Genomic DNA, 26,714 nt, shown 5'->3' with positions numbered 1-26,714 from the left:
ATACCGTGGCGCAGGACGAGGCCAGCTGCATCGTCTTCGGCATGCCGAAGGAGGCGATCGCCCATGGAGGGGTCACGAAGATCCTGCCACTGAGCCAAATTGCAGGCGAGATCCTGAGTTTCGCCGAGCGGCACAACCCGGGCGGCAGGGGGCGCGGATGACCGTCCAGCCCCCCCATCGCCCGCCGCATGTCACCCCGCGCGCCGTGCAGCGCTTGGCGAAGCAGATCGGCGGCCTCGCACAGGCGACCGAGGGCGCCTTCCTGCGGGCCGGGCGCAGTCTCGAACAGGCGGTCGAGCGCTTCAACCGGCTGAGCGCGCCGCTGAACGCGCTCGCCGCCCTCGCCGACGCCGGGGAATTCAGCTCCGCCACCGCGGGCGCAGCCCTTCTGGAGAATCGCGCCCGCGGCTTTGCCGACAACAGCATGATCGTCTTCGGACGGATCGCCGCGTTGTCGGACGGTTCCAACCGATTGCAAGGTGATCTCTTCGCCATGCGCCGGGTGATCCGCACCATGTCGATCGTCGCCCTGAACGCCCGGGTCACCGTCGCAGCGCTGGCGGAGCAGAATGCCGGGCTGGATGTCTTCACCACGGCGGCGACGCTCCAGGTGGTCGAGGCCGGCACCATCATCGGCGAGATCAGCGACACGGTCGCCGGCATGGCGCAGCGCATCGCCGTCGCCCATCGCGAATCCGAGGCGCTGTCGCATCTCCTCGGCGCGCATCTGACGCAGACCCTGTCGGGACTGCGGAGCGACATGACCAGCTTCGAGGCGGAGCTCGGGCGGTCGACCAAGGCCGGCAGCGTGATGATGCAGCACAGCCAGGGCTTCCAGCGCGCGATCACCACCGCCGTCGTGGCGCTGCAGATCGGCGACACCACGCGGCAGCGGCTTGAGCATGTGGTGACCATCCTGACCAGGACCACCGAGACGCGGGCGGAGGATCCCGCACTCGCCCATCTGGTCTATGCCCTGGCGGCGGCGCAGGTGCGTGATGCTCATGAGCGACATGCGGCAGCGATCACAACGGCCCAGGCGGCGCTGCGGGACGCCGGGCAGGAAACCGTGGAGATCGGCCGGCTCGCGGCGCATGCCGCTTCGGCTCCCAAGCACAATCTCAAGCACAACCTGCAACGGCTGCAGGAGATCCTCTCCGCCTGCGGGGCCTCGCAGGTGCGTCTGCTCGAGGTGGCGCAGGGCCTGTCGCAGGGGCTCTCGGGGCTGCTCCTCATCCTCGAACAGATGACGGGGGTCGAGGAACGGATGGGAATGATCGGGCTCAACGCGGTGATCGCCTGCTCGCAACTTGGCGACGAAGCCTTGGCGCTTCGAGAGATTTCTCTGCAGCTGCGGGAACTTGCGGTAACCTCTGCCGATCGGCTGCGACAGATCACCGAGGGCCTGACGGCGATGGGCGATGCGGCGGGCAGGACCAGCGCCGATCTGTCCGAGGGGTTCCGCACCGATCTTCAGGACCTGACGCAGGCCGGTTCCGAGGTCTTCACGGCCCTCGCCCGGATCGAGGCGAGCATCGCCGACACCGGCGGCGCCGTGGAGCGCGAGCGCAAATCGGCCGAGCGCGATCTGGCCATGGGCATCCAAGCCCTCAACGGCCATTCCGGCAGCTTCCTGGACCTGGAGAAGCTGATGTCGAGCTTCGATCACTGGGCCGACCAGCTGGCCCAGTCGTTGCCCGCCGAGACCACTGCCCCGGTGATGGCCGAGTTGCGGCAATGCTACACCATGCCCGCCGAGCGCCTGGTGCATGACTCTCTGGTCAGAGCCTTCCTGCCGCATAGCGTCCTGCCCGATGAGACGGCGGCAAGCGGGCCTCCGTCAGCCGACAGCCTCGCCGACTTTTTCTTCTGAGCGGCCCCGGGGGCAGCTTCACCTTGTGTAAAGGCCCGCCCGCTAGACTGGAGCAAGGCCGGAAGTCACAGCCGCCCCATTCAGGATTTCGAGATGTCCCAGACCGTCAAAGACACCCTGCTGCACTCCGTCCCGCTGCGCATGGCCCTTCTACTGGCGCTCTGCATCGGCGGCGGCACGGCCTGCATTGCCGCAGCAGCGGTCTGGCTAAGCCGGCATTCCGTCGAGGATCAGCTGCGGGTGCAGGCGCGGAGCGTCTCGGAACTCGTCGCCGACCAGGGTATGGCGGCCCTCGCGTTTCGCGATACCCGTCGGCTGGACGCCCTGCTCGGCGAGGCGGTCCGCAGTTCGGGGGATGCGCTGATTTGGGCGCAGGCCCTGGACGCCGAAGGCAGGCTGCTTGCTTCACGAGGCGAGCCTGCCGATGAGCAGCCGTCGCATTCGGCGCTCGTTCAGCAGGCGATCAGCTCCGGAAGTCCCGCCCTCAGCTCAGACGGTCTCCACATCGCCTTGCCGGTGTTTCGTGACGACGACCAACGTCTGGCCGGCGTCTTCGCCCTCGGCTGGAACAGCGCGCCAGCCCTGGCCATGGCGCTGCCCGGTCAGATCACGCTCTTCCTCACGGCCCTGTGTCTAGGCGTTTTGCTGACAGCCGTCGGCCTCCTATTGGCCCGCATGCTGTTTCTGCGTCCGTTGTCCCTGCTCGCCGCCGGTCCCGAGACGGTCGCAGCTAAGATACTCGCCGCCCGGGGCGACAGTTTCGGCCAAGTTTTCCAACGTCTAAACGACCTGCGCGAACGACTGAAGCGCATCGAAAACTCGGCCGAAGAGAATGCGGCGAAGGCGACCGGCTTCACGGCCACGCCCACGGCCGCCCTGCTCCTCGACCAAGCCTCGCGCATCGCGTCTGTCAACCCCGCCATGATGGTCGCCCTACATGCGTTTGCTCCGGAACTGGATGCGCAAGGCCTGGTGGGTCGCGGGCTGGAAGCGCTGCCCGCCACACTGCGCGACGCGATCCTGCAGTCGCTGCGCAGCGGAGAGCAGATCGTGGCATGGGTTCACCACAGGAGCATCCGCTGGGAGACACGGCAGGTGAAATCTGGCCCCTACGCCGGGCATCTGGTGACGGCGACGGATGTCACTCAGGATCTGGAAACGCAGGCAACAGTCGAGGCTGTGAACGGCGCGATGGCCCGTGCCGACTTCGAGGTGACGGGCAAGCTGCTGTCGGCCAATGCCCTGTTTCTCAATCTCATGGGATGGCCTCCCGGCGATGTCGCTTCCCGCAGCCTGCCCTCCCTGACGCCCGACGGCGAGGCCGAGAGAATGATGCAGCAGGCGCTGCGGGACAGGGTCTCGGGAACTCTCACCGTGCCAACAGGATCCGGCATGATCAGCCTTGAGTGCAGCCTCACCTGCCTGCGCGACAGTTCAGGTCAGGCGACCCGCTTCATGCTGCTCGCGAAGGATGTCACACAAGAGCGCAATCGCCTCGACCGGATCCAGGAAGAATGGACCGAAATGCAGCACCGACAGGCCGTCGTTGTCGACGCCCTGCGGATTGCCCTGCGACAGCTCAGCGCCGGAGATCTGACCTCGCGCATCGAACAGGCATTCGACGGGCGTTACGACGAGCTGCGGCAGGACTACAACCGCGCCCTCAACAATCTCGCGGATGTCATGCGCAACGTGATCGGCAACGCCGAAAGCATTCGCAACGAGGCCCGGGACATCAGTTCGACCGCGCACAGCCTAGCCCAGCGCACGGAGAACACCGCGGCCACTCTCGAGCAGACCGCAGCGGCGCTCGACGGCCTTACGGTTTCTGTCCGGGCCGCAGCCGATGGCGCCGCCGAGGCCGACCGAGTGGTGACCGAGGCCAAGTCAAACGCGGAGCAGAGCGGCAATATCGTGGTCGAGACGGTCACAGCCATGGACATGATCGCAGCCTCTTCCGACAAGATCACCTCGATCGTGAAGGTCATCGACGATATCGCCTTTCAGACCAACCTTCTGGCGCTGAATGCAGGTGTAGAGGCGGCACGGGCGGGCGATGCCGGACGCGGCTTCGCAGTCGTCGCCTCCGAGGTCCGGGCCCTCGCGCAACGTTCTTCCGAGGCCGCGCGCGAAATCAACGACTTGATCCTGAAGAGCGGCAGTCAGGTGAAGCGCGGCGTCGACCTCGTGGGCAGGACCGGCGAGGCATTGAAACAGATCGTGAACTCAGTATCCGACATCTCGCTGCTTGTCTCCGAGATCGCGGTGTCCTCGAAACAACAATCGCTGGGCCTCGCCGAAATCAACAGCGCGGTCAATGACCTTGACCAGTCCACCCAGCAGAACGCCGCCCGGCTGCAGGAGGCTACAGCCGCCGCCGAAGCCCTGACGAACGACGCCATTGCTCTGGTCGAGAGCGCGGCGCATTTCCGGCTCGACGGCGACGGCGGCTCGACTGAAACGGTCGTTTCGTTCCGCGCCCGCAATCCGCAGGGCCGCACCAACACGGCTGCGCCGCGCGTGGCCGCAACCGGAACCGGAGCAGCTCCTTCGCAAACGCCAACCGGCGCCAACTCGGGCTGGGAGGATTTCTGAGGTGAAGCTTGCCGTTCCCTCAGCCAGCGGGACCGCGATGATGCAGCCGAGGCGGACAGAAGCCGGTGGCTCACGCGTTGTCCATGTCATGCAGGGCGGCTATGAGGCTTCTGCTCTGCCCGGAGACATGTTTACAACGATCCTCGGATCCTGCGTCTGCACCTGTCTCTGCGACCCCGAGGCAGGCATTGGCGGAATCAACCATTTTCTCCTGCCGGATACCGGCGGCAGCACGTCGCGGCAACTCCACTACGGCCTGCACTCGATGGAGCTGCTGATCAACGCACTCCTGAAGCTCGGGGCCTCGAAGGACCGGCTGCAAGCCAAGCTGTTCGGCGGCGCCATGATGAACAACCGCTTGGGTGGCATCGGGCGGGCCAATGCGGAGTTCGCCCAGCGCTTTCTCGAGAACGAGGCCATCACCTGCGTCAGCAAGAGTCTTGGCGGAACGCTGGCGCGGCGGATCCGCTACTGGCCGACTTCAGGACGCGCCCAGCAGCTGTTTCTGCGGGCCGACACCCCGGCGCTGATCGAGCAACGTGCCAAACCCATCCTCAAAGGAGCCAGCGATGACGTCACCTTCTTCTGACCAGCCGCAACACATAATCGGAGGACCGACATGACGGGAGCCAACATCCTGAGCCTGCCGCTCCGGCTCGACCACGAAGGCACGCGCATCGTGCAGGAGGCACTGCGCGGGCTGCGCGGCAAGGCGCTGCGGGTCGATGCCGGCAAGACCACCTTTCTTGGCGCGCTTGGCCTGCAGGTGCTGCTGGCCGCCGCGGAGCAATGGCGCAGCGAGGGCCAAGGTTTTGCCGTCACGCCCTGCTCCCCCGCCTTCGCCGACGACCTGCTCCGGCTCGGGGCAGAGCTTTCCGACCTGAACGAGGATCAGCCATGACGCTCACCGTATTGGCCATCGACGATTCCCGCACCATCCGCGAACTTCTGAAGGAGGCGCTGCTGCAAGCGGGATTCGAGGTTCACCTGGCGATTGACGGGCTCGACGGGCTCGAGAAACTGGAAGGCCTCGCCCCGGATGTGGTCATCACCGACATCAACATGCCGCGGATGGACGGGTTCGGCTTCATCAAGGCGGTGCGCGACAAGGGCACCCATTCGGCCCTGCCGATCATCGTGCTGACCACGGAAAGTGCTGCGGACCTGAAGGCGCGTGCGCGCGAGGCGGGGGCGACGGCTTGGATCGTCAAGCCCTTCGACGAGGTGAAACTGGTTTCGGCGCTGCGGCGCGTCACGGCGGCCTGACCATGGATCACAGCAGCGACATCCGGGCGACCTTTTTCCAGGAATGCGAGGAACTGGTGGAGGCGCTGAACGACGGGTTGAACGAAATCGACGAGACGATCGAGGATGGACTGGCCGAACCCGAAACGGTGAACGCAGTGTTCCGCGCCGTCCACTCGATCAAGGGCGGCGCCGGCGCGTTCAAACTTGAAACCCTGGTGCGCTTCGCCCATCACTTCGAGACCACGCTCGACGCGCTGCGCGCCGGGCGAATCCAGCCCGACGCCGCGCTGCTCCTGCTGTTCCACCGCGCCGCCGACCACCTGTCCGACCTGCTCGCCGCCGCGCGTGATGGGGTCGACCCCGATCCGGAAGGGGGGGCCGAGTTGATCTCGTTGCTTGCCGCCCTCACCGGCGCGGATGAGGAGGAGAGTTCGGAGGGCGAGGCAGAGGATTTCGGCTTCGTGCCGCTTACGCTCAGCTTCGAGAGCGAGCCCGCCGCGACCGGCAGCGGATGCTACGAAATCCTGTTCTCCCCGACCCGCGCGCTTTACGCCAACGGCCACGACCCCTCTGTGCTGTTCCGTGTGCTCGGCGACCTGGGTCAGGTGAAGGCCCGGCTGGACCGGTCGCGCCTGCCCGCTTTCGCCGCGCTCGACTGGCAGGAGTCCTGGCTGGACTGGACGCTGACACTGACCACCGACGAACCAGAGCACCAGATCGATGAGGTCTTCGAATTCGTCGACGGTCTCTGCACGCTGGAGATCCGCGCGTTGGACGAGGCCCCGCCCGGCCTGCCGCTGCTGCCCGATCCGGAGCCTGCGGTTACCGTGGATGCGGAGCCGCGCCCTCAGGCGCCGCCGCCGAAGCCACGCCCACCGGAAGGCGAGGATAGCGCCGAGAAGAAGGCCGCGGCACCGAGGGCGACGGTGCGGGTGGAGCTTGACCGCGTGGACCGGTTGATCAACGTGGTCGGCGAGTTGGTGATCAACCAAGCGATGCTGTCGCAATGCGTGCAGGACGCCGGGATTCCGACCCGGTCAGCGGTGCGCTCCGGCCTAGACGACTTCAAGAGCCTGGCGCGCGAGATCCAGGAGAGCGTGATGGCGATCCGCGCCCAGGCGATCAAGCCGCTGTTCCAGCGCATGTCGCGAATCGCGCGCGAGGCCTCCGACATCGCCGGCAAGCAGGTGCGCCTCGTCACTGAGGGCGAGGCGACGGAGGTCGACAAGACAGTGATCGAACGGCTGGCCGATCCCTTGACCCACATGATCCGCAACGCCGTTGACCACGGGATCGAGCCTGCCGAGGCCCGGCGGGCGGCTGGCAAGCCGGAGACAGGATGCATTACCCTTTCCGCAGCGCATCGATCCGGCCGGGTGCTGATTGAGGTGGCGGATGACGGCGGCGGCATCAACCGGCCGAAGGTGAAGCAGATCGCCGCCGGCAAGGGGCTGATCGCCCAGGATGCCGAGCTGTCGGATGCCGAGATCGACATGCTGCTGTTCCTGCCCGGTTTTTCCACCTCGACAGTGGTTTCCGACCTCTCCGGCCGCGGCGTCGGCATGGATGTGGTGAAGAGCGCGATCCAAGCGCTCGGTGGCCGGGTCTCGATCAGCTCCACCCCGGGCCAGGGCACCGTGTTCTCGATCAGCCTGCCGCTGACGCTGGCAGTGCTCGACGGGATGGTGGTCGATGTCGCCGGCCAGACCATGGTCGTGCCGATCACCGCCATCGTTGAGACCTTGCGGCCGCAGCCGCAGGACGTGCACTTCCTCGGATCCGGCGCCCAGGTGGTGACGATCCGCGGCGCCTTCGTGCCTATCATCGATCTCGGCGCGGCCTTCGGCCACCGCCCGCCGGTGCGCGACTTCTCGCAGCGCGTACTGATGCTGGTGGAGAACGAGCAGCAGAGGCAATGCGCCCTGGTGGTGGACGCGATCTTCGACCAGCGCCAGGTCGTCATCAAGGGGATGGAGAACGGCTATGGCCGGATCCCGGGGATCGCTGCGGCGACGATCCTCGGCGACGGGCGGATCGCGCTGATCATCGACCCGGACGAGGCGGTGGGCAACGTCTCGGGGCTCGGGGATCCATAATGCCCGGCTCCAGACTGCTGCAGTCGGAATCGCGCGAGCTGGTGGCCTTCCGCATCGGCCCGCAGGAATTCTGCCTCGATATCAAGACGGTGCGCGAGATCCGCAGCTGGACGCCAGCGACCATCCTGCCGCATGCGCCGCATTACGTGCTGGGGGTCATCAACCTGCGCGGCTCGGTGGTGCCGATCCTCAATCTGGCCGAGCGGCTCAACCTCGGCACGCCGGAGCCGGACGCCCGGCACGTGATCATCATCACGGTGATCGAGACCCAGGTGATCGGCATCCTGGTGGATGCCGTCTCCGACATCATGACCGTGCCGGAAAGCGCGATCCAGCCGACGCCGCATGTCGCCTCGGATTCCGCCCAGGCCTTCGTGCGCGGCGTCATCGCGGTGGAGGACCGGATGCTGCGGCTGATCGACCTCCTGGCCGTCTTCCCGCCGGCGCGCAAGGAGGGTGCATGAGGCCGCAAAGCCTCTCCCGGTGCCGCGCCGAAACGGGGCGCGACTTCATCCTGACGGCCGAGGATTTCCACCGCCTCGCCGCCCTCGCCCGCGCGGAGGCCGGGATCGTGATGACCGACACCAAGGAGCCGCTGGTCTACGCGCGGCTGGTGAAACGGCTGCGCCAGCTGTGCCTGACCAGCTTCGCGGATTATGTGGAGTTGCTCTCGGCCCCCTGCTCGGTGGAGGAGCGTGCGCTTTTCGTCTCGACCATGACCACGAACACCACGCATTTCTTCCGCGAGAGCCACCATTTCGAGACGCTGGGCCAGACGGTGCTGCCGCCGCTGCTCGCCGCCGCGCGCCGGGGGCGGCGGGTCCGGCTCTGGTCGGCGGGCTGTTCCAGCGGCGAGGAGCCCTACAGCATCGCCATGACGGTGCTGCAGCTCTGCCCGACGGCGGCGACGCTGGACCTGAAGATCCTGGCGACCGATGTCGATCGGCAGATCCTCGAGCGCGCGTGCCTCGGCTGCTACCCGGCCCGGGCGCTCGGCCGACTCACGCCGGTGATCCGCGGCTTCTTCGAGCCGGCGGATGCGGCAGGCTGCTGCCGGGTCACCCCGGCGGTGCGCGAGTTGGTCACCTTCAAGCCGATGAACCTGGTCCGTCCCTGGCCGGTGAGCGGGCCCTTCGACGTGATCTTCTGCCGCAACGTGGCGATCTACTTCGACGCCGAGACCCAGGATGGCATCTGGCGCGGCTTCGCGGCGACGCTGGGGCCCGGCGGCCGCTTGTTCATCGGCCATTCCGAACGGCTTTCGCCCTCGGTCAAGAACGATTTTGAAACCATTGGCATGACAACATTCCGCTTGCGCGGCGCGGGCCTCTCGGGCCCCGAGGAAGGAGACGACGGATGTCGCTGAAGGACAGCCTCAGGGTAATGGTGGTCGACGACATGTCGACCAGCCGTGGCCTGATCATTCAGGCTCTGGAAGAGCTGGGGATCAAGAAGATCGATTTCGCCAAGGACGGCGCCGCGGCCCTGCGGGCGCTGGTCGCCAGCCCGGTGCATCTGGTGATCTCGGATTACAACATGCCCGGGCTGGACGGGCTGGGGCTGCTGAAAGGCATCCGCGACAACCGCACCACGGCGCGCATGGGATTCATCCTGGTCAGCGGCACCGCGAGCAAGGACATCATCGAGAAAGGACAGGCGCTCGGCATGAACAACTTCCTTAAAAAGCCCTTCACCACGGACGGGATGCGCCGTGTGATTCAGGCCGTGGTGGGGGCGCTGTGACCGCGCCCTCACAGGAGGCGGCGCTGCAGGCCCTGCTGCAGCGCGCCGCCGGGCAGGTCCGGCTGCTCGGCGGTCGGACCCAGGGCATCGAGGAGGCGGTGGGGGCGGCGGTGAGCGAGGGCTTCGACGCAGGTCCGCTGCGCGAGCGGTTGCAGGCGCTGGACGGGCTGGTGCAGGCGCTGACCGGCATGGCCGATTACCTCGACGGGCTGGCCGAGGCGGTCGAGCCGGCGCTGCGGATCGATCCTGCGGCGGCGCTCGGCCGGGTGCGGCAGCGCGACCTGGCGCGCGGCCTCGCCGGCGAAGGCGGTGGCGAGGGCAGCGACCCGGGCTCGGCGGATTTCTTCTGATGTCAGCCGAGCAGAGTCGCCAGCCGCCGGACCGCGGCGAGATAGCCCTCGGTGCCGAGCCCCGCGATCACCCCCTCGGCGCGCAGCGAGACATAGGAGTGGTGGCGGAAGCTCTCGCGCTTGTGGATGTTGGAGATATGCACCTCGATCACCGGACCGTCGAAGGCGTTCAGCGCGTCCAGCAGCGCGACCGAGGTGTGGCTCAGCGCGCCGGGATTGATGACGATGCCCTCCGCCGCCTGGCGGGCCTCCTGGATGGTGTCGATCAGCACGCCCTCGTGGTTCGACTGGAAGAAGCGCGGCGTCAGCCCCAGCGTGGCGCAGAGCGCGGTGGTCGCGGCCTCGACATCGGCGAGCGTCTCGCGGCCGTAGATCTCGGGCTGGCGCTGGCCCAGCAGGTTCAGGTTCGGGCCGTTCAGGATGAAGATGGTCCGGGGCATGGCGGTCCTTGTCGGTCTCGGGGGATCGGTCTCTCTGGCGGCCAGACGACGCGAAAGCCGGGGGATTGGCAAGCCCCCGGTTCCGGCGCCCAAGCCCGCCCGGAGGGTCCGGGCGCTGGCTTCGACCGCGATCCGGGCGCGGCCGGCTTGCCGCGGCGCGGCTGGCGCGTTACCGCTGGGGCAAGAGGAGAACCCAGATGTCCGACCAGTCCTTCCGCTTCAGCCATGCGATCACCCGCCGTCCCGGCGCCAGCATCACCGCCGGCCTGCGCGCCGTCGATACCGGGGCCCCGGACCTGGCGCTGATGCTGCGCCACCACCAGGATTACATCGCCGCCCTGCGCGAAACCGGCGCGACGGTGGTGGAGCTCGACCCGCTGGAGGCCTTTCCCGACAGCGTCTTCGTCGAGGATACGGCGCTCTGCCTGCCGGAGGGGGCGATCGTCATGCGGCCCGGCGCGCCCAGCCGGCTGGGCGAGGCTGCGGAGATGGCGCCGCAGCTGCGCCGGCTCTACAGCGAGGTGGTGCAGGTCGAGACCGGCTTCATCGAGGGCGGCGACATCCTGGTGACCGAGCGCGAGATCCTCGTCGGCTCATCGGCGCGGACCAATGCGGAGGGCATCGCCGAGCTGGTCCGGCTGACCGCGCCCTGGGGCCGGACGGTGCGCGAGGTGGCGACGCCGCCGGGCGTTCTGCATTTCAAGACCGATTGCTCGCTGCTCGACGCCGAGACCATCCTCGCCACCCGGCGGCTCGACGCCTCGGGCTGTTTCGCCGGCTACCGGGTGATCCATGTCGCCGAGGGCGAGGAGGCCGCGGCCAACAGCATCCGCTTCAACGATCTGGTGCTGACCCCCGCCGGCTTCCCCCGCACCGCCGAGGCGCTGGACAAGGCGGGCTACGACCTGCGCCAGATCGGCAACAGCGAATGCGCCAAGCTGGACGGCGGCATGTCCTGCCTCAGCCTGCGCTTCACCCCGCAGTGAGGATCGGGGCCGGGTGAGCGGCCCGCCGCCTCCACCGGTCGCCCTCGATCCGGCGCCCGCTCCGGCAGCGGCAAAGCGGCGCGGGGGCGGGATTGCTGTTCAGCCCAAGCCCGACGCCTCGCTATGCTCGCGGCAACAGGCCTTCAGGACAGCCCATGCCCGCAGACCCGCCCGCCTTCAACATCCTCGCCGTGGTCCAGAAGGGGCGGCTGCAATACGAGGCGGTGCTGCTGGCCGCCTCGCTCCGCGCCACGAACCCGGGCTTCGCCGGCCGGCTCTACCTCGCCGAGCCCTCCGGCCCGCTCTGGCAGGAGGACCCGCGGCTCGACGACGCCGCAACCCGGGCGCTGCTGGAGCGGCTGGGCGCGACGATCCTGCCTTTCGAGAACCGCGTCTTCGGCCAGTCCTACCCGCAGGGCAACAAGATCGAGGCGCTGGCCGCCCTGCCCGAGGCGCCCTTCCTGTTCCTCGACACCGACACGCTGATCACCGGTCCACTTGACGCGCTGGGGCTCGACTTCGCCCGCCCCGCCGCCTCGATGCGGCGGGAGGATACCTGGCCGAGCCCCGAGCCCTACGGCCCGGACCACGAGGCGATCTGGCGCTCGCTCTACGACCGCTTCGGGCTGGATTTCGCCGGCAGCCTCGACCTGTCGCAGCCCGAGGGCCACTGGCGGCGCTATCTCTATTTCAACGCCGGTTGGTTCTTCCACGAGAGCCCGCGCCGCTTCGGCCAGCTGTTCCTCGACTATGCCAAGACCATCCGCGACGACCCGCCGCCCGAGCTGGTTTGCCAGTCGCTCGATCCCTGGCTCGACCAGGTGGCGCTGCCCCTGGTGATCCATGCGCTCGGCGGCAGTCGGCCGGGGCCGGAGCTTGACGGGCTCGATGGCGAGGTCACCTGCCACTGGCGGCTGCTGCCGCTGCTCTATGCGCGCGAGAGCGACCGGGTGGTGCAGGTGCTGGAGCAGGTCGCGGCGGAGCCGGCGGTGAAACAGGTGCTGAAGACCTATCCGCCGTTCCGCAAGCTGCTCTACCAGGGCAAGGGGGCCGAGGCCCGCGCCCTGTTCGACCGCGCCGCCCTGCCCCGACGCGAGCAGGCGATCCGCAACGGGCTGAAGCGCGCCGGCCTCTGGGCGCGCTGACCCTTCGCCAGCCCCACGTACAGCCCCAAGCAAGAGCGGCGCGCCGCCGCTGACGCCGCCTGTCCGGAACCATTTGCGCGGCCGCCGGTTGCCAGCCCGACACAAGCGCGAAGGGAAGCACTCTGATGACCAACCGCGAACATATGTCCGGGCACGATGACCGGCAGGCGCTCTGGCTGACGCTGGGGATCGGCGTATTGGCAGGGGTGGTGGGCTATTCCGTCTTCCAGGCGACTGGCCGCAACCACGTCGCCCACCGCCCCGAGGACGACGCCCCGGCGCGCAGCACGCGGCGCGGCGGACCGGCGCGGGCCGTCACCGGCCGCACCGTGACGATCGCCAAGCCGCGCGCCGAGCTCTATGCCTTCTGGCGCGACGCAGCCAACCTGCCGCGCTTCATGAGCAGCGTCGGCAGCGCCACCACAACCGGCGACGTGACCCAGTGGCAGCTGAAGGGCCCCGCCGGCATGCCGCTGACGCTGGAGACCCGCATCATCGAGCACCGCGACGGCGAACTGCTGGTCTGGCGCTCCACCCCGGATTCGCAGATCGAGGCGGCGGGGCGGGTGACCTTCCGCGACGCGCCGGCCGGGCGCGGCACCGAGGTCGAGGCGCAGATCGCCTATGTGCCCCCCTTGGGCGAGGCGGGCCGGCTGGTGGCCAAGCTGTTCCAGTCCGACCCCTCGATCCAGGGCCGCCGCGAGCTGAAGCGGTTCAAGATGCTCATGGAGACCGGCGAGATCGCCACCTCCCGCAACCAGAAATCCTGAGGAGCCGACATGCGCGCACTTACCTGGCACGGCAAGCACGATGTCCGCGTGGACACCCATCCCGATCCCGAGATCATCAACCCGCGCGACGCGATCATCGAGGTGACCTCGACCGCGATCTGCGGCTCGGACCTGCATCTTTATGACGGCGTGATCCCCGGCCTGCTGTCCGGCGACATCCTCGGCCACGAGTTCATGGGCCGGGTCGTCGAGGTCGGGCCGAAATCGACACTGAAGAAGGGCCAGCGGGTCGTGGTGCCCTTCACCATCTCCTGCGGCCAGTGCTTCTTCTGCCAGAAGCAGCAGTTCTCGGCCTGCGACAACTCCAACCCCGCCGAAAAGCAGGACATGACCGAGACGCTCTACGGCCATGCCGTCGGCGGGCTGTTCGGCTATTCGCATCTGACCGGCGGCTATCCGGGTGGGCAGGCGGAATATGTCCGGGTGCCCTACTCCGACGTCGGGCCGATCATCATCCCCGACGGGCTCGATGACGATCAGGTGCTGTTCCTGTCGGATATCCTGCCGACCGGCTGGATGGGCGCCGCGAATTGCGACATCGAGCCGGGCGACACCGTGGCCGTCTGGGGCTGCGGGCCGGTCGGGCTGTTCGCCATCCAGTCGGCGCTCCTGATGGGCGCGGGCAAGGTGATCGCTATCGACGAATATCCGAACCGGCTGGCCTTGGCCCGCAGGCTCGGGGCCGAGGTCATCGACTTCAAGCGTACCCATGTGCTGGAGGCGCTGATGGAGATGTCGGGCGGTCTTGGCCCCGACGCGGTGATCGACGCGGTGGGCATGGAGAGCCACGGCTTCGCCCCCGACACGGTGATGGACAACATCAAGCAGACCATCGGCATGGGCGCCGATTCCGCCCATGCGCTGCGCGAGGCGATCCTCGCGGTGCGCAAGGGCGGGCGCGTCTCGATCCCCGGGGTCTATGGCGGCTTCCTCGACAAGTTCCCGCTGGGCGCGATGATGGAGAAGGGCCTGCAGATCCGCACCGGCCAGACCCATGTGCAGAAGTACCACGAGGAACTGCTGCGCCGGATCGGCGAGGGCGAGATCGACACCACTTTCCTGATCTCGCACCGCCTGCCGCTGGAGGATGCGGCGCGCGGCTACAAGAACTTCCGCTACAATCAGAACGAATGGACCAAGGTGATCCTGAAGCCGGGGACAGAGGTCACGGCATGACGCTGGCCGTCATCACCGGCGCCTCGACCGGCATCGGGCTGGAGCTGGCCCGCTGCGCCGCCGAGGATGGCTGCGACCTGATCCTTTGCGCCAGTGAGGCCGAGGTCGAGGAGGTGGCGCGTTCGCTAGAGCGGCCGGGCATCACCGTCACTGCGGTGGTGGCGGATCTGGCCACCGCCGAGGGGCTCGACCGGCTGTGGGAGGTCATGTCGGGCCGTGAGGTGGATTACCTCATGGCCAATGCCGGGCGCGGGTTGGGTCATGCCTTCCTCGAACAGGATCTTGACGACATCCGCAAGGTGATCGCGCTGAACGTCACCGGCACGACGCAGCTGCTGCACCGCACGCTGCGCAAGATGCGGCTGCGCGGCGAGGGTCGCATCCTGATCACCGGCTCGATCGCCGGGCTGATGCCGGGCAGCTACCAGGCGGTCTACAACGCCACCAAGGCCTATCTAGACACGCTGAGCTGGGCGATCCGCAACGAGGTGAACGACACGCAGATCACCGTCACCTGCCTGATGCCCGGCCCGACCGAGACCGAGTTCTTCGCCCGGGCCGACATGGAGGAGACCCCGGTGGGCAAGGCCGACAAGGACGATCCGGCCATGGTGGCGCGATCGGGCTACAAGGCGATGCTGGCGGGGTCTTCCGGCGTCACCACCGGCTTCATGAACAAGGTGCAGGCGGCCCTGTCCGGCGTGGTGCCCGACAGCGTGCTGGCCGCGCTGCACCGGCGGATGGCCAAACCGGAGGATGCGGCATGAAGAAGCTCGCAGTGGTCACGGGCGCCTCCAGCGGCATCGGTTACGAGCTGGCGCGTTTCGCGGTGGAGGACGGCTACGCGCTGGTGATCTGCGCCGACGAGGTGGAGATCGAGAGGGCGGCCGAGAAGCTCGGCCGGCTGGGCGGCACCGTGGAGGTGGTGCAAGCCGATCTCGCCACGCCCGAAGGGGTGGACAGTCTCTGGCAGGCCATCGAGGGCCGCGACATCGACCTGTTCTTCGCCAATGCCGGGCGCGCCCTGGGTCAGGCCTTCCACGATCAGGAGTGGCGCGACATCGACCGGCTGATCGCCTTGAACATCGGCCAGACCACCACCCTGCTGCACCGGGTCGGCCGACAGATGCACAAGCGCGGCAGCGGCAGGATCCTCGTCACCGGCTCGATCGGCGGCTTCGTCCCGGGGCCGTTCGACGCGGTCTATGATGCGTCCAAGGCGTATCTCGACAGCCTCAGCTACGCGCTGCAGGACGAGTGGCGCGACAGCGGCGTGACGCTGACCTGCCTGATGCCCGGCCCGACCGAGACGCGGATCTTCACCCGCGAGGGCAACCACCTGCAGGACGCGCCGATCACTGAAAAGCCGAAGGACGACGTGACCACGGTCGCCCGCGCCGGCTACGACGCGATGATGGCCGGCGAGCGCGGCGTGGTGCCGGGCTTCACCAGCAAGGTGATGGCGCTGCTTTCCGGCGTCGTGCCGCAATCGGTGCTGGCGCAGATCCACCGGATGGGCGCCGAGCCGAAGAAGGGCGGCGGGTCCTGACGGCCCGCCGCACCGCAACCGCCGAAAGGACAGACCATGCCCAACACCCCGAAGCCGGCCAAGGAAAAGCGCTCGGAGGAACCCGAGCGCAAGAACGACCAGGCCGAACACGAGGGCTCGCCGCACAGCCCCGACGCCTATGACGACACGAACCCGGCCCGGCAGGTGAAGACGCCCTGACCGGCCCCGCGCCCCGGCGGCCTGATCGCCGGGGCGGAACCCGCTTTTCCCGCCCTCCGCCGGAGCGCTGGCTGAACTTCCTGCGCCGTCGCAGGGAACCCAGGGTTGTGCTGGGGGGTTGAGCCCTGCGTCCGGGTGCGCCGGATGTCCGGCGCGCCCTCGCGTCACCGGATCGGGTGGCGCCGGGTCCCCGGGGCGCCGGAGAGCATGCAATGACCATCGGATCTGCGAGCCCTCCCACCAGCAGCGGCTTCACCTGGCCCTTTTCCATGGCCTTCCAGCCGATTGTCGACCTGCGCAGCGGCCGGCTCTTCGCCCAGGAGGCGCTGGTGCGCGGCGTCGGCGGCGAGGGCGCCGACAGCGTGCTGTCGCTGGTGACCGAGGCGAACCGCCACGCCTTCGATCGGGCGGCCTGCCGCTGCGCCATCGAGCATGCCGACCGGCTGAACCTGCTTGACGGCGAGGTGATGCTGTCGATCAACTTCATGCCCAACGCGATCTGCGAGCCGGAGCGCTGCATCCGGCACATCCTGGTCGCGGCCGAGAAGGCCGGCATCCCGCCGCGCCGCATCATCCTCGAGTTCACCGAGACCGAAAAGCTAGACATCACCCATGTTCGAAATATCTTGCGGGTCTACCGCGCCGATGGCTTCCGGATGGCGATGGATGATTTCGGCTCGGGCTATTCCGGGTTGCTGTTGCTGACCCAGATGCAGCCTGACATCGTCAAGATCGATATGGGGCTGATCCGCGGCATCGACGCCGATCCGGTGAAGCAGACCACGCTGCGACATGTGGCGGCGTTGCTGGGAGATCTGGGGGTGACGATCATCGCCGAGGGGGTCGAGACCCTGGCCGAGCTGGAGGTGGTCCGCAGCGTCGGCATCGACCTCGTGCAGGGCTATCTCCTCGCGCGCCCCCGTTTCGAGGCGCTGGCCTGCCCTGACTTGGCGGAATTCGCGGTGACCTGAGCGCGGGGAACGCGGGACGAAGCTCACCCTTGACGGAAAGTTGGACAGGCGGAAACGACATGGCCGACAGCGGCAGCGATATCTGGGCGACGACCGGGCTGCCACGGGATCTGATCGATCTCTCTGCCGACCTCTTCGCCGTCTACGACAGCGACGACCGGCTGTGCTTCGCCAACCCGGCCTACCGGGCGGCCTATCACTGCGACCCGGCAGAGCGCCGCAGCTGGCGCGACATCATGCGTGCGAACCACGAGGCGCGGCGCGGCCCGGTCATCCAGACCGAGAAGATCGAGGCCTGGCTGATGACCGCCCTCGCCCGCCGCGGCACCGTTCCCCATCGCGGTTTCGAGGCCGAATTGCACGACGGCCGCTGGATCTGGATCACCGAGACCGTCTGCCCCGACGGGCGCATGCTGTTCCATGCCTCCGATGTCACCTCGCTGCGGTCCGAGAGCCGGACCCTGCGCGACGAGCGCGACGCGGCGCGGCGGGCCTCCTGGACCGACCCGCTGACCGGCATGCCGAACCGGCGCTACCTGATGGAGCGGCTGGAGGGCTGGCTGCAGGCCCAGCGCGCCCTGCCCGACTTCGGCGCGCACAGCATCGCGGTGCTCGACCTCGACCATTTCAAGCAGCTGAATGACTTCTACGGCCATGCCATCGGCGACGCGGTGCTGGTCTCCTTCTGTCACCGCGTGGTCGAGCATATCCGCACCATCGACCTGTTCGGCCGGATCGGCGGCGAGGAATTCCTGCTGTTCCTACCGAACTGCCCCGTCGATGCCGCGCTCACCCGGCTGGAGGCCTTGCAGGCGGTGATCGCCGAAGGGCCGACCCACGCGCTGCAGACCGGCATCACCTACACCTTCTCCGCCGGGGTCGCCGGTTTTGCCCCGGGTGAGGACCTGCACGAGACCATCCGCCGCGCCGATCGGCTGCTCTACCGGGCCAAGACCGAGGGCCGGGCCCGGGTGCGCGGCTGACCGCCGGCGCCGCCGCCCGGCGGAACCAATGCCCGGCGCGGCGCTTGAACCGGAGCGGCCGCCCGGCCGCCTGCCAAGGGAGGATCGCATGGCGCATCTCGAACTCGACGCGACGCCGACCGGCTACGTGCTGCACCAGGTGAGCGGCGCGGGGTCGCAACTGCTGGAGCGTTTCGACACCGACACCCAAGGAACACGCAAGCTGCTCGCCACGCTGCACCAGCGGCTCGACGGCGACGCGACATCCGCTGGCATCGTGCTGGCCGACGGCCATGATGCCGACGCCGTGCTGCGGCTGCGCGACGCCATCACCGGCGACCAAGACGCCAGCCCCGCGCTGAAGAGCTTCGCCGCCGAGCTCGGCCGCTCCGGCGAGCGCATGCCCGATGCGTGACGGCGCCCTGTTGAAGCTGGCCGGCGCGGCGGCGGGGGCGGGCTTCCTGCTCTGGCTGGCGCGCAGCCGCCACCCCGACGGCTGGCTCGACCGGCTGGACACCGGCGACAGTTCGGTGCTGGCCTTCGAGCTGGGCGGCCATGTCGGCCAGCGCGAGATCCGCGCGATGGCCGAGACGGTGCTGCAGGCCTTCCGCCGCCACGACAGCATCGACATGCTGATTCTGCTGCCCCGCTTCACCGGCCTCACCCCCGCCGCCGCCCTCGACATGCGGGGGCTGCAGGCCTCGCTCCTGTCGCTCGGCAAGGTGCGGCGCTACGCGGTGATCCAGCCGCCGGCCTGGGCCGGGGCGATGATCACCCTCGGCGACTGGCTGATCCCGGTAGAGGCGCGGACCTTCCGGCTGCGCCAGCTGCCGCAGGCCCATCGCTGGGTGAGCGCCGGAGGCTAGAGCCTGCGGGCGACGATGTAGCGGCTGTGCAGGTTGCGCCCGAAGCTGCGCTGATGCTCGATCCCGAAGCCCGCGTCGAGGATGGCCCGCCTCAGCCGCTCCAGCGTCAGCGACGCCGCCGGCGGGAACATCCCGAAGGAGCGAAGCAGCGGAAACATCAGCCGCAGCCCAAGCCCCATGTCGCCGAAGCAATAGGTCTTGCTGATCAGCAGCCCGCCCGGCTTCAGATGCGCGTGGATCCGGCGGAGCGTGGCCTCGGTGTCCTCCACCAGATGCAGGACGTGGAAGGCGCAGACCGCGTCCCAAGGCCCGCCGTCGAAGGCGCTGTCGGCCTCGGCCAGCCGGAACTCCACCGTCGGCGGCGCCTGCCGGCCGCGGGCGATGCGCAGCATCTCGGCCGAGAAGTCGGTGGCGCGCCACAGCGCCACGCCGCCCCCCAGCCGGACCGCCGCCCCGCCGGTGCCGCAGCCGAGCTCCAGCACCCGGTCGGTCGCCGCAAGCCGCGAGGCGACATCGGCCAGCATCTCCTCATAGGCGGCCACATCCCGGATCGGCCGCGCGGCATAGCGCTCCGCCACCCGGTCCCAGAAACCCGCGCTGACTGTCATGCCTGCCCCCCGTCCTCGAGATGCGGCTCGAGCAGCGCGCGCAGATCGACCCGCGCCCCGAGCCGGCTGGCCAAGAGGTAGATCCCGGCGAACTTGCGCTGCAGGAACAGCGCATCCATCGGCGGCATGCGGACATGGTCGCGGTCCGCCGCCATCGCCAGACTGCCGTCGCGGATCCGCAGCGCGAGGTCGGAATTGCCGAAGTCGAATAGCCCCGGGCTGCGCAAGGGCTCCAGCGACAGCTCGAACATCTCCAGCATGGCCTGCTCCACCCGCTCCGGCAGCGCCTCGCCGATGAAGCCGATCTCTGCCGCGGCACCCCGCACCCCCTCCCGGTCGCCGGCGAGCCCGGCGCGCAGCAGCCGCCGGTAGCCCTGCGCCAGCGTCGCCGGAAACTCCCGCGTTGCGCCGAAATCCAGCAGGATCAGCCGGCCGGTTTCGGGTTGATAGCGGTAATTTGCGAAATTCGGGTCGGTCTGCATCAGCCGGAAGGCGAAGAGCTCGCGGAACATCAGGTCGATCAGCAGCGTCATCACCCGGTCGCGCTCGGCCTGCGGCGCCTTCGTCAGCCCATCCACCGGCACCCCCTCCAGATAGGACATGGCCAGCACATCCCGCGTCGTCAGGTCGGCATGCAGCGCCGGCACGGCGAAGCCCGGCTCCTCCGCCAGCAACGCGCCGAACCGGGCGAGGCAGCGGCCCTCGCGCTGATAATCGGCCTCCTCGTGCAGCTGCCGCTTCGCCTCGGCCAGCATCGGCGCGAGGTCGAGCCCCTTCGGCACGAGACCCGAGAGCCGCATCAGCGCCGCGACATTGTTCACGTCGGAGTCGATGCTGCGGCGGACCCCGGGATATTGCACCTTGATCGCCAGATCGCGCCCGTCCCGCGTCAGCGCCCGGTGCACCTGGCCAATCGAGGCGGCGGCGATGGGGCGCACGTCGAACTTGGCGAACCGCCGCAGCCAGTCCGGGCCCCAGCTGTCGGCGAGCACCTTCTTCAGCTGCGCCCCGGGCATGTGATGCGCCTCGGCCCGCAGCCGCGCGAGGATCTGCGCCAGCTCGGGCGGCAGCAGGTCACCGGCGTCCATCGACAGGAGCTGGCCGACCTTCATCGCCGCCCCGCGCATCTGCGCCAGCTGCTCGGCGACCTTCATCGCGTTGCCGGGCGTCAGCAGCAGCTCGCCCATGCTGGGCCGCCTGCCCTGCGCAAGTTGCCGCGCGCCCTCTGCCGCCATGCTGCCGGCGATGCCCGAGGCGAGACCGCCGAGCCGCGCGATACGGGACAGCCGCGAACTGGGAACCGCCAGCGGCTTCGAGTCGGACTTGCGATGCGGCACGGAGGCTCCTTGCGAGGCTGAGGGACGGGATAGAAGGCCGGACGATCCTTGGCCTGCGACCCGATCCCCTGAAGCTAGCCACGCACCGCCCTGCGGCAAGGCCCGCGACGGGCCGACCGGTGCGGGAAAACAGCGCAGGGGCGAAGGCCCGACCCGCACTCTCGGGCCGCCGCACGAGAGGAAACATTGAACACCGTCACGCCCGCGTTACGTCCCGGTCCTAGTCACGCGGCAAAGCGAGAGAAGATTTGGCCGGCATCACCCTCCACTCCCTCCGCCTGAGCTTCGGGCAGACCCGCGCCGTCGATGGCGTCGACCTGCAGGTGCCTCCGGGCGCCTTCTTCGCGCTGCTCGGGCCTTCGGGCTGCGGCAAGACCAGCCTGCTGCGTCTGATCGCCGGGCTGGAGCGGCCCGACAGCGGCAGCATAAGCATCGGCGCGCGCGAGGTGGCCGGGCCGGGGCGCTTCGTCGAGCCGGGCGCGCGTGGGCTCGGCATGGTGTTCAGTCCTACGCGCTCTGGCCGCACATGACGGTGGCGCAGAACGTGGCCTTCGGGCTGAACCGGCTGTCTCCCGCAGACCGCGCCGCCCGCATCACCGAGGCGCTGCAGACCGTGGGGCTGGACGGCGCGGCGGCGCGGCAGCCGCATGAGCTGTCGGGCGGGCAGCGGCAACGGGTCGCTCTGGCCCGCAGCCTTGCCAGCCGCCCCTCGCTCATCCTGCTCGACGAGCCCCTGGCCAATCTCGACGCGCATCTGCGCCAGTCGATGCTGGCCGAGTTCCGCCGCATCCACCAGTCGCTCGGCACGACCTTCGTCTTCGTCACCCATGACCAGAACGAGGCCATGGCCATCGCCGGGCTGGTCGGGGTGATGGACCGGGGCCGGATGGCGCAGGTCGCTCCGCCGCAGGAGCTGTTCGACCGCCCCGCCACGCCGATGGTGGCCCGCTTCGTCGGCGAGGGGCGGACGCTGCCGGTCACGGTGACGGCGCTGACGCACGGCCGGGCGACGCTGCGCCTCGGCGATCACCTGGTGACGCTGCCCGGCAGTGCGCCGCCCGGCCCCGCGTGGCTCTGCCTGCGCCAGCGCGATCTGGCGCTTTCCACCACCTCGGCCGGGCTGGGGGCGCAGGTGATCGACCTTCGCTTCGAGCGCGGCGATTACATCCTTTCGGTGCTGCCCGACGCGCCGGATCTGACCGAGCCGCTGGAGGTGCGCAGCCCCACGCCCGCAGCACCCGGCGCGCGGGTGCGTCTGACCCTGCGCAGCGGCTGGGTGATGCCGCGCGCGGGTGGGGCAGCCGAAGCGGCGCCGGACTGCGAGCCTGCCCGCCCGCTCGAACGGACGCAGGGCTGATGCCGCGCCTCCTCGCCCTCTCCGGCTTCGACGGCAAGGGCCCGGCCTGTTTCGTGCTGGAGATCGAGGGCCGTCGGCTGATGCTCGATCTGGGCAAGGGGCCCGATGCCGGGCGGCTGCCCGATCTCTCCGGCGCGGGGCGGATCGACGCGCTGATCCTGTCGCATGGCCATGCCGACCACACCGGCGGGCTGCCGCTGCGCGATCGGCTGGGGCTCCCCGACGTCCACGCCACGGCCCCGGTGAGCGCGCTGGCGGGCGAGCCGCTGCCGGGGCTGGCCGCGACGCCCCTTCCCCGCAGCGGGAGCACCCGCATCGCCGGGATCACGGTCGAGACCGGGGCGGCGGGCCATGCGCCCGGCGCAGTCTGGATGCGGATCGGCGGCGCGGGCGGGCTGGTCTATACCGGCGACTATTCCGACGAGAGCCGCCTCTGGCCCTGCGAGCCGCCGCTCCCGGCGCAGGCGGCGCTGATCGACGCGAGCTATGGCGCCGAGGACGAAGCGCTGGCGCAGCAGAGCGCCGCGCTGCTGGCCGAGGCGGGGCCGCTTCTGCTCCCCGCCCCGGCGGGCGGGCGCGGGCTGGAGATGGCCGCGGCCTTCCTCGAGGCGGGGCACGAGGTCTCGCTCTGCCCCGCGCATCTGCGCGTCGCCCGGCAGATGCGCGGCTTCCCGGACTGGCTGGCGCCGGGCGGGCTTGCCGCGCTGGAGCGGCTGCTGGCCGAAGCGCGGGAGCTCTCGGCGGACAGCCCGGCGCGGGGGGTGATGATCGCGGCGGGCGCCAATGCCGATGCGGGGCTGGCGCAGGATCTGGCGCCGCGCTTTGTCGAGACCGGGGCGGCGCGGGTGATCTTCACCGGCCATCTCGCGCTTGGCGCGCCCTCCGAGACATTGGTGCGGGAGGACCGGGCGCTGTTCCGGCGCTGGAACGTCCATCCCCGGCTTTCGGGCAGCCGGGCGCTGCTCGCCGCGATCCGGCCTGCGGTCGTCCTGCCCGCCTTCGTCGGCGCCGAGGGCCGTCAGGCGCTTGCCGCCGCCCTGCCCGGGATCCGCTTCAGCGACAGGGCGGAGCTGGTCTGGTGATCCCGCTGCTGCGCGCCCCCTTCCTCTTCCTGCGGCACGGCCAGACGGCCAGCAACGCGGCAGAGACGATCTGCGGCGCCACCGACCTGCCGCTGACCGCGCTGGGGCATCGGCAGGCGCAGGAAGCGGCGCTGCGCCTCCTCTCGCTGCCGCCTGCCCTGCGTCCGGCAAGCCTCTGGTGCTCGCCCCTCGCCCGCGCCCTCAGCACCGCCAAACCCTTGGCCGAGGCGCTCGGCTTGCCGATCCAAACGGTCGCCGGGCTGGCGGAACGCAACTGGGGCGCATGGGAAGGCCTGCCGCGCCACCGGCTGCAACGCGCCGAGACCCCGCCGCAGGGCGAAGGCCCCGCCGCCTTCCGCGCCCGGGTCGAGGCTGCGCTGCCGGCCATCGAGGGCCCGACCCCGATCCTTGTTGTCGCCCATTCCGGCATCGCCCGTGAACTCCATGCCCTGATCGGCGCCGGCGCCTTCCAGCGGCCGGAGAACGCGCAGCTCTTCCTCTGGTCGCCCGACGGCACGGGGCGCTGGCAGGCCGAGGCGCTGAGCCACACGGAACCGTCATCCTCCCGTCACCGACCTGTTGCACCGCCCCGGTAGGCCCCGGGCGACACCCTAGCCAAAGGACTTCCCATGACCCTGCTTCGCAGCCTCACCCTCGGCCTTCTTGGCGGCACGGCCCTCGCGGGCGGCGCGCTGGCCCAGTCGATCACCGTCTACACCTCGCAGCCGAACGACCAGATGGCCGCCGTGGTCGAGGCGTTCAACGCCGATCATCCCGAGATCACCGTCGAGGTGTTCCGCACCGGCACGACCGAGCTGATGTCGAAGCTGCAGGCCGAATTTGCCGCCGGCGGCACGCCCGCCGATGTCATGCTGATCGCCGACGCTGTGGCCATGACCCAGCTGAAGAACGACGACCGGCTGCTGGCCTATGCCGACGCCCCGGTCGAGGGTATCCCCGAGGCTCTGATCGACCCTGACCGGATGTTCTTCGGCACCAAGCTGATCACCACCGGCATCGTCTACAACACCAACCTCGTGACCGAGGCGCCCACCTCCTGGACCGATCTCGCCAAGCCCGAGATCGCCGCCTCGACCATCATGCCAAGCCCGCTCTACTCCGGCGCCGCGGTGATCCATGTCGGCACGATGGTGCAGCAGCCCGGCTTCGGCTGGGACTATTACGAGACGCTGGCCGAGAACGGCGCCGTCGCCGGGCAAGGCAACGGCACGGTGATCGAGGCCGTGGCGCGCGGCGAGAAGGCCTATGGCATGATCATCGAATACATGGCGCTGAACGCCAAGGCCGAAGGCTCGCCGGTCGATTTCGTCTTCCCCACCGAGGGCGTCTCGTCGATCACCCAGCCCGTCGCCATCCTGAAGGACAGCGATGCGGTCGAGGCCGCCAAGGTCTTCGTCGACTGGCAGCTGAGCCGCGCGGCGCAGGAGCAGTCGGTGACGCAGGGTTATTTCCCGGTCATCGAGGGCGTGGCCCCGCCCGCGGGCTATCCCGAACCCGCCTCGCTGACCATCCTCGGCGCCGATCCGGCGAAGATGCTGGCCGAGGATCAGGCCACCAAGGAAGCCTTCGCCGATCTCTTCGGTGGCTGACAGAGGGCCCCTGACCCTCGCGGCAGGCCGAAGCATCCGGCTGAAGGGCGGCGAGCCGATGCTCGTCGCCCTCATCCTCCTCTATGTGCTCGTCACCGGGCTCTGGCCGCTGGCCCGGCTTCTGGCCGAGGCCTTCGGCCCGGATGACAGCGGGCGCGTCATGGGCCTGATCCGCGACGGGCTGGAAAGCCGCGCGGCGCGGCGGGCGCTGGGGAACACGCTGCTCGCCTCGGGCGGCTCGGTCCTCGTGTCGCTGGTGCTGGGCACCTTCCTCGCGCTGGCGCTGGGGCTTTTGCGCCTGCCCGGACGGGTGGCGATGACCTTCCTCGCGATCTCGCCGCTGCTGATCCCGTCGCAGATCATGGCGCTGGCCTGGATCGAGCTGACGGGCGCCTCCTCGCCGATCCTCGCGCCGCTCGGGCTCGCCCCGGCGCCGGGCAGCACCAACCCGCTCTATTCCGGCGGCGGCATCGTCTGGCTGATGGGGATCGAGCACATGCCGCTGGTCTTCCTCGCCGTGCGCGCCGGGCTCGCCGGCATCCCCGCCGATCTGGTCGAGGCGGCGCGGGTCGGCGGCGCCGGGACGCTGCGGATCACGACCTGGATCATCCTGCCGCTCTGCCTGCCGCAGATGCTGGCCGGGGCGATGCTCGCCTTCTCGGCGGCGGTGGGCAATTTCGGCATCCCGGCGCTTCTGGGCATCCCCGGTCGCTTCCCGATGCTCACCACGCTGATCTACCAGCGGCTGAACGGTTTCGGCCCCACCGTGCTGGGGCAGGTCGCAGTGCTGGCGCTGGCGCTGATCCTGCTCGCGGGGGCCGCGCTTTTGCTGCGCGCCACGGTCATCGCGCGGCTCGGCTTTCCCGTGGCGCGAGGCCGCCGCTTCACCGCCTTTTCCGCCGGACGGGCGGAGCCTGCGCTGGCGCTGGGGCTCTGGTTGCTGCTCGGCGTGCTGATGATCCTGCCGATCGCCGCCCTTCTGGCGACCGCCCTCGTCCCCGCCCTCGGCATGCGGCTGACGCTCTCCACCCTCACCCTCGGCAACTTCGCCGAGGTCGCCGCCGACCCGGTGATCCGCCGCGCCTTCGTCAATTCGCTGTTGCTGTCGCTGGCCACGGCGCTGATCTCGGCGCTTGTCGCCGTGCCCTTCGCCTGGCTGGTGGCGGTGCGGCGCAACCCGGTGCTGCGGCGGCTGAACGCCCTTTCCGATGCTCCCTTCGTCGTGCCGGGCACGGTGCTGGCGCTGGCGGTGATCCTGGTTTTCCTGCCGCCGCTGCCGCTCATCGGCGTCTCGCTCTATGGTACGGCGGCGATCCTCTTGGTGGCCTATCTCGCCCGCTTCCTGCCGCTGGTGCTGCGCCCGGTCGAGGCCCTGGCCCAAAGCCTCGAGCCCGCGCTGGACGAGGCCGGGCGGATCGCGGGCGCGGGCAGCCCCCGGCGCGTGCTGCGCCTCTTCGCCCCGCTCGCGGCCCCGGCGATCATGGCAGGCGCCGTGCTGATCGTGATGACCGCCTTCAACGAGCTGACGCTCTCCTCCCTGCTCTGGTCCGCGGGAACCGAGACGGTCGGCGTGATGATCTTCGCGCTGCAGCAACAGGGCAATTCCACCGCCGCCGCCGCGGTCTCCACCCTGTCGCTGCTCGTCATCCTGACGCTGGCCGCCCTCGTCGACCGCGCCGCCCGTCACCGCGCGCCGGAGACGCTGCCTTGGCGGGGATGAACGAAGGCCGCGCCGGCGCTCACTGATCC

At 69.5% G+C, this 26,714-nt stretch carries 31 protein-coding genes; 28 read left to right on the top strand and 3 right to left on the bottom strand.

Going from position 1 to position 26,714, the window contains the following annotated elements; genetic code table 11:
• The first annotated feature begins 5 nt into the window (after window positions 1-5).
• The 11 genes from C5F48_RS05810 to C5F48_RS05760 all read left to right on the top strand — a co-directional run bounded on the left by C5F48_RS05810 (window position 6) and on the right by C5F48_RS05760 (window position 9,905).
• On the top strand, window positions 6-161 hold the full coding sequence (locus C5F48_RS05810; RefSeq protein WP_258186485.1) for a chemotaxis protein CheB: 156 nt from the start codon (window positions 6-8) through the stop codon (window positions 159-161).
• Entirely contained in the window at window positions 158-1,873 is a 1,716-nt protein-coding gene (locus tag C5F48_RS05805) for a chemotaxis protein (RefSeq protein WP_245941451.1), read from the top strand. The genes C5F48_RS05810 and C5F48_RS05805 overlap by 4 nt, the downstream gene beginning before the upstream one ends.
• Window positions 1,874-1,966: 93 nt before the next feature.
• Entirely contained in the window at window positions 1,967-4,468 is a 2,502-nt protein-coding gene (locus C5F48_RS05800) for a methyl-accepting chemotaxis protein (protein ID WP_107662964.1), read from the top strand.
• A gap of 1 nt (window position 4,469) precedes the next feature.
• Window positions 4,470-5,057, top strand: coding sequence for a chemotaxis protein CheD (locus C5F48_RS05795; RefSeq protein ID WP_245941450.1), 588 nt, complete (start codon window positions 4,470-4,472; stop codon window positions 5,055-5,057).
• Between the two features lie 30 nt (window positions 5,058-5,087).
• Window positions 5,088-5,369 carry an STAS domain-containing protein gene (locus tag C5F48_RS05790; protein ID WP_107662963.1) on the top strand — a complete coding sequence of 94 codons (282 nt, stop codon included), beginning with the start codon at window positions 5,088-5,090 and terminating at the stop codon, window positions 5,367-5,369.
• Window positions 5,366-5,734 carry a response regulator gene (locus tag C5F48_RS05785; protein ID WP_107662962.1) on the top strand — a complete coding sequence of 123 codons (369 nt, stop codon included), beginning with the start codon at window positions 5,366-5,368 and terminating at the stop codon, window positions 5,732-5,734. Before C5F48_RS05790 ends, C5F48_RS05785 begins: the two co-directional genes overlap by 4 nt.
• A 2-nt stretch (window positions 5,735-5,736) precedes the next feature.
• Window positions 5,737-7,812, top strand: a complete 2,076-nt coding sequence (locus C5F48_RS05780) for a chemotaxis protein CheA (protein ID WP_107662961.1) — start codon at window positions 5,737-5,739, stop codon at window positions 7,810-7,812.
• Window positions 7,812-8,276 (top strand): chemotaxis protein CheW, encoded by a 465-nt coding sequence (locus tag C5F48_RS05775; protein WP_107662960.1) that lies wholly within the window; start codon window positions 7,812-7,814, stop codon window positions 8,274-8,276. The genes C5F48_RS05780 and C5F48_RS05775 overlap by 1 nt, the downstream gene beginning before the upstream one ends.
• Window positions 8,273-9,178, top strand: coding sequence for a protein-glutamate O-methyltransferase (locus C5F48_RS05770; RefSeq protein ID WP_107662959.1), 906 nt, complete (start codon window positions 8,273-8,275; stop codon window positions 9,176-9,178). Before C5F48_RS05775 ends, C5F48_RS05770 begins: the two co-directional genes overlap by 4 nt.
• Window positions 9,169-9,555 (top strand): response regulator, encoded by a 387-nt coding sequence (locus C5F48_RS05765; protein WP_107662958.1) that lies wholly within the window; start codon window positions 9,169-9,171, stop codon window positions 9,553-9,555. The genes C5F48_RS05770 and C5F48_RS05765 overlap by 10 nt, the downstream gene beginning before the upstream one ends.
• A complete protein-coding gene (locus tag C5F48_RS05760) occupies window positions 9,552-9,905 on the top strand; it encodes a DUF8776 family protein (protein WP_107662957.1) in 354 nt (117 codons plus the stop codon). Before C5F48_RS05765 ends, C5F48_RS05760 begins: the two co-directional genes overlap by 4 nt.
• A 2-nt stretch (window positions 9,906-9,907) precedes the next feature.
• Here the strand turns inward: C5F48_RS05760 and aroQ are convergent, their stop codons facing one another.
• The gene (gene aroQ / locus C5F48_RS05755; RefSeq protein WP_107662956.1) at window positions 9,908-10,345 is read right to left on the bottom strand and encodes a type II 3-dehydroquinate dehydratase; all 438 of its coding nucleotides are present in this window, start codon (window positions 10,343-10,345) and stop codon (window positions 9,908-9,910) included.
• Between the two features lie 197 nt (window positions 10,346-10,542).
• Here aroQ and C5F48_RS05750 point away from each other — a divergent pair, with 197 nt between their 5' ends.
• The 11 genes from C5F48_RS05750 (at window position 10,543) to C5F48_RS05705 (ending at window position 18,971) form a co-directional block, all read left to right on the top strand.
• Window positions 10,543-11,331, top strand: a complete 789-nt coding sequence (locus C5F48_RS05750; protein ID WP_107662955.1) for a dimethylarginine dimethylaminohydrolase family protein — start codon at window positions 10,543-10,545, stop codon at window positions 11,329-11,331.
• Window positions 11,332-11,486: 155 nt separating this feature from the next.
• A complete protein-coding gene (locus C5F48_RS05745; RefSeq protein ID WP_107662954.1) occupies window positions 11,487-12,476 on the top strand; it encodes a GT-B fold glycosyltransferase domain-containing protein in 990 nt (329 codons plus the stop codon).
• Between the two features lie 125 nt (window positions 12,477-12,601).
• Window positions 12,602-13,246 carry an SRPBCC family protein gene (locus C5F48_RS05740; RefSeq protein ID WP_107662953.1) on the top strand — a complete coding sequence of 215 codons (645 nt, stop codon included), beginning with the start codon at window positions 12,602-12,604 and terminating at the stop codon, window positions 13,244-13,246.
• A gap of 9 nt (window positions 13,247-13,255) precedes the next feature.
• The gene (locus C5F48_RS05735) at window positions 13,256-14,443 is read left to right on the top strand and encodes a zinc-dependent alcohol dehydrogenase (RefSeq protein WP_107662952.1); all 1,188 of its coding nucleotides are present in this window, start codon (window positions 13,256-13,258) and stop codon (window positions 14,441-14,443) included.
• Window positions 14,440-15,210: an SDR family NAD(P)-dependent oxidoreductase gene (locus C5F48_RS05730; protein WP_107662951.1), complete on the top strand. Its 771-nt coding sequence runs from the start codon at window positions 14,440-14,442 to the stop codon at window positions 15,208-15,210. Before C5F48_RS05735 ends, C5F48_RS05730 begins: the two co-directional genes overlap by 4 nt.
• Complete coding sequence (locus C5F48_RS05725) at window positions 15,207-15,992, top strand: SDR family NAD(P)-dependent oxidoreductase (protein ID WP_107662950.1); 786 nt, start codon at window positions 15,207-15,209, stop codon at window positions 15,990-15,992. The genes C5F48_RS05730 and C5F48_RS05725 overlap by 4 nt, the downstream gene beginning before the upstream one ends.
• Window positions 15,993-16,028: 36 nt before the next feature.
• On the top strand, window positions 16,029-16,172 hold the full coding sequence (locus C5F48_RS25075) for a hypothetical protein (protein WP_169310903.1): 144 nt from the start codon (window positions 16,029-16,031) through the stop codon (window positions 16,170-16,172).
• A gap of 212 nt (window positions 16,173-16,384) precedes the next feature.
• Window positions 16,385-17,143, top strand: coding sequence for an EAL domain-containing protein (locus tag C5F48_RS05720; protein ID WP_107662949.1), 759 nt, complete (start codon window positions 16,385-16,387; stop codon window positions 17,141-17,143).
• 59 nt (window positions 17,144-17,202) lie between these two features.
• Window positions 17,203-18,126: a GGDEF domain-containing protein gene (locus C5F48_RS05715; protein WP_107662948.1), complete on the top strand. Its 924-nt coding sequence runs from the start codon at window positions 17,203-17,205 to the stop codon at window positions 18,124-18,126.
• An 88-nt stretch (window positions 18,127-18,214) separates the two neighbouring features.
• The gene (locus C5F48_RS05710) at window positions 18,215-18,520 is read left to right on the top strand and encodes a hypothetical protein (protein ID WP_107662947.1); all 306 of its coding nucleotides are present in this window, start codon (window positions 18,215-18,217) and stop codon (window positions 18,518-18,520) included.
• Window positions 18,513-18,971 (top strand): SpoIIAA family protein, encoded by a 459-nt coding sequence (locus C5F48_RS05705; RefSeq protein WP_107662946.1) that lies wholly within the window; start codon window positions 18,513-18,515, stop codon window positions 18,969-18,971. Before C5F48_RS05710 ends, C5F48_RS05705 begins: the two co-directional genes overlap by 8 nt.
• On the opposite strand, the gene C5F48_RS05700 is transcribed toward C5F48_RS05705, so the two are convergent.
• Both C5F48_RS05700 and C5F48_RS05695 read right to left on the bottom strand, forming a co-directional pair.
• Window positions 18,968-19,579, bottom strand: a complete 612-nt coding sequence (locus tag C5F48_RS05700; protein WP_107662945.1) for a class I SAM-dependent methyltransferase — start codon at window positions 19,577-19,579, stop codon at window positions 18,968-18,970. The genes C5F48_RS05705 and C5F48_RS05700 overlap by 4 nt on opposite strands.
• Window positions 19,576-20,916 (bottom strand): ABC1 kinase family protein, encoded by a 1,341-nt coding sequence (locus C5F48_RS05695; protein WP_107662944.1) that lies wholly within the window; start codon window positions 20,914-20,916, stop codon window positions 19,576-19,578. Before C5F48_RS05695 ends, C5F48_RS05700 begins: the two co-directional genes overlap by 4 nt.
• Window positions 20,917-21,164: 248 nt before the next feature.
• On the opposite strand from C5F48_RS05695, the gene C5F48_RS25655 reads away from it, so the two are divergent.
• The 6 genes from C5F48_RS25655 to C5F48_RS05670 are packed head-to-tail and all read left to right on the top strand — an operon-like array spanning window position 21,165 to window position 26,685.
• Window positions 21,165-21,446, top strand: a complete 282-nt coding sequence (locus C5F48_RS25655) for an ATP-binding cassette domain-containing protein (RefSeq protein ID WP_211314639.1) — start codon at window positions 21,165-21,167, stop codon at window positions 21,444-21,446.
• Window positions 21,443-22,273: an ABC transporter ATP-binding protein gene (locus tag C5F48_RS05690; RefSeq protein WP_211314638.1), complete on the top strand. Its 831-nt coding sequence runs from the start codon at window positions 21,443-21,445 to the stop codon at window positions 22,271-22,273. The genes C5F48_RS25655 and C5F48_RS05690 overlap by 4 nt, the downstream gene beginning before the upstream one ends.
• Window positions 22,273-23,355: an MBL fold metallo-hydrolase gene (locus tag C5F48_RS05685; protein WP_107662943.1), complete on the top strand. Its 1,083-nt coding sequence runs from the start codon at window positions 22,273-22,275 to the stop codon at window positions 23,353-23,355. The genes C5F48_RS05690 and C5F48_RS05685 overlap by 1 nt, the downstream gene beginning before the upstream one ends.
• Entirely contained in the window at window positions 23,352-23,951 is a 600-nt protein-coding gene (locus C5F48_RS25070; protein ID WP_170139671.1) for a histidine phosphatase family protein, read from the top strand. The genes C5F48_RS05685 and C5F48_RS25070 overlap by 4 nt, the downstream gene beginning before the upstream one ends.
• Before the next feature lie 33 nt (window positions 23,952-23,984).
• Complete coding sequence (locus C5F48_RS05675; RefSeq protein ID WP_107662942.1) at window positions 23,985-24,965, top strand: ABC transporter substrate-binding protein; 981 nt, start codon at window positions 23,985-23,987, stop codon at window positions 24,963-24,965.
• Window positions 24,966-25,023: 58 nt separating this feature from the next.
• Complete coding sequence (locus tag C5F48_RS05670; protein WP_146170559.1) at window positions 25,024-26,685, top strand: ABC transporter permease; 1,662 nt, start codon at window positions 25,024-25,026, stop codon at window positions 26,683-26,685.
• The last annotated feature ends 29 nt before the right edge of the window (window positions 26,686-26,714 follow it).

Source organism: Cereibacter changlensis JA139, assembly GCF_003034985.1.
GTDB lineage: Bacteria > Pseudomonadota > Alphaproteobacteria > Rhodobacterales > Rhodobacteraceae > Cereibacter > Cereibacter changlensis.
The sequence above is the reverse complement of the archived record's forward strand: the minus strand, read 5'-3'. Positions and strand labels throughout refer to the sequence as shown.